This window comes from Dokdonella sp. (assembly GCF_039926425.1).
GTDB lineage: Bacteria > Pseudomonadota > Gammaproteobacteria > Xanthomonadales > Rhodanobacteraceae > Dokdonella_A.
Genome location: NZ_JBDSWZ010000213.1, coordinates 1 through 1,964 on the forward strand (window position 1 = coordinate 1; position 1,964 = coordinate 1,964).

The window sequence follows — 1,964 nt, forward strand, 5'->3', positions numbered from 1 at the left end:
AGGAAGTTTTCCAGCCCGTAGCCGGTCCACGCACTGATCTGCAGCAGCCAGAACTGCCGGGTCCGGTTCATCATCGGAGCACTAGGGTGAAACGCGTGGGGGCGGTCATCCGCCGATGTTAATGCGTTTGCCTGCCCATCCGTCCTCCGCCGCCGCACCTCCGCCACGATTGGGCGCGAGAACGGGAACGAGCGCTACGAGCACTGCGATGGACACATCGATGTCGCAGTGAGACTCGATTGGACGTTCTATGTGCCATCCCCCACATCACTTTCCGCTCGCAGGAGATTGCCATGCTGTTCCATCACTTCACCGAACAGGAATCCCGTGCCTGGATCGATGCATTCATTGCGCTGGTGAGGTTGCCGCCCGTGCAGCCGCAGTGGGGTTGATTGGGCGTTTCAACAAGAACAGGCAGGAAAGACATTGCGCCCAAAAAAGGCTTGCAGCACGCGCAGGCTCTTCCTTGTCACGGTTCATGTGGGTTTCTCCACAACAGGCACGGCTGCGCTCTGGAGGAATCTGCATGAATGATTGGAGTTCGTCGCGAAATTGGAGTTCGTCGCGAAAACGGTTGGCGACGAACAAGTGGCATCTAAATGACCTGTATGTGGATTACTTCAATATGTGCTCCTGATCGCGGTTTTCTTCTGAGCAGCCGAATAGTTTGGTCATGCACAGAGATCGTCCAGCGGGTTACCGCTGCCGCGCGTCAAAATTGCTCGCGCTGTGCGGGCGCACTTTCGCGAGTAGTTTTCGGGGAAATTGAAGGGCACTTTAGAACGGACTAGGCACTGGATCGGTGCTATGGCGTATGTCTTCGTACGCGCGAACAGGGGAGAAGCGATGGAGCGCACGACAATGACCTTGCTGGGACATCCTACAGAAGTTGGTGCGGCAGTCTTCACGGTCGCCGTCCGGCCTGACCTGCGCGGGGAACAGGGCGACGGGCTTCACGGCAAGGGGTTCAAACTTCATTCGATCAAATCGAATGGGCTCGATGTGCGTTCTGCGCATTTGCTGATCGGTTCCCCGTTCACCGCCAGGCTGCGTGACCACGAATTGATCCAGTCGAAGGGAATCGAAACTGCTCGATCCGACTGGGATCATCGGGCAGCACGCCCGGGCCCGTTGACTCCGATCGCAACGCCGGCGCAGCCGCCTCCGCACTGAACTGACAGACGATGTCGTTTCGACTCTGGCCACGGATAGGCCGTTGCGCATCGCGGGGATGCGTTGCCGCGTGCATAACTTGGGCGATTTCGGTGGGTCATTTCACAAGTGCCTGGAAAAAGTCAACAGCGTCGCCGGCTCGCCATTTCGAGCAGGGAACAACGCACTATCGCGCTGTCGCCACCACCATCGGTCCGCGGATCGGCGTCTGTCGTCGCCCGAACTCGCGTTCCGGCTCATTCGCTTGGCGTCTTTTTCGTACAAGCGAGCGAGCGGCTCGATGGCGAACGGAGAGGAGCGGGTCGTATAGAGTTCCTGCACGCGTCCAGGCATTGCGGTACGCGCGAAAGCTGTCCGATGCGAACTATTGGGGACAAGCCGATACCATGATGAAACGGACCTGGTGCTGGGCTGGCGGGGTGGCGTGCGCGATCGCGTATGCCGAGGGAGTTGAAGGAGCCGAGCAGTTGCGCGTCAAGTTACTGGCGCACGCGACGGATGTGCGTGCGGCTGTGTTTGTCGTCGCGTCAGCGCCGGCCGCGCGAGTGGCCGAGGGCGATAGCGTTCCTGGGACCGGTCTGAAGCTTTATTCCATCGATGCGGATGGCGTGCAGCTGCGCTCGGACGTTTCGTTGCTGGGTCGGACTGTCGCGATTCGGCTCCGTGATGGAGAAGCGCTCGATCCTCATGCGCTGGAAAAGGCGCGGTCGGACTGGGATCACCCCGCGGAGCATCCAGGGTCCGTCCAACCCGTCGCTGCGCTGCCACTCTCCCCACATCACTGACCTTCA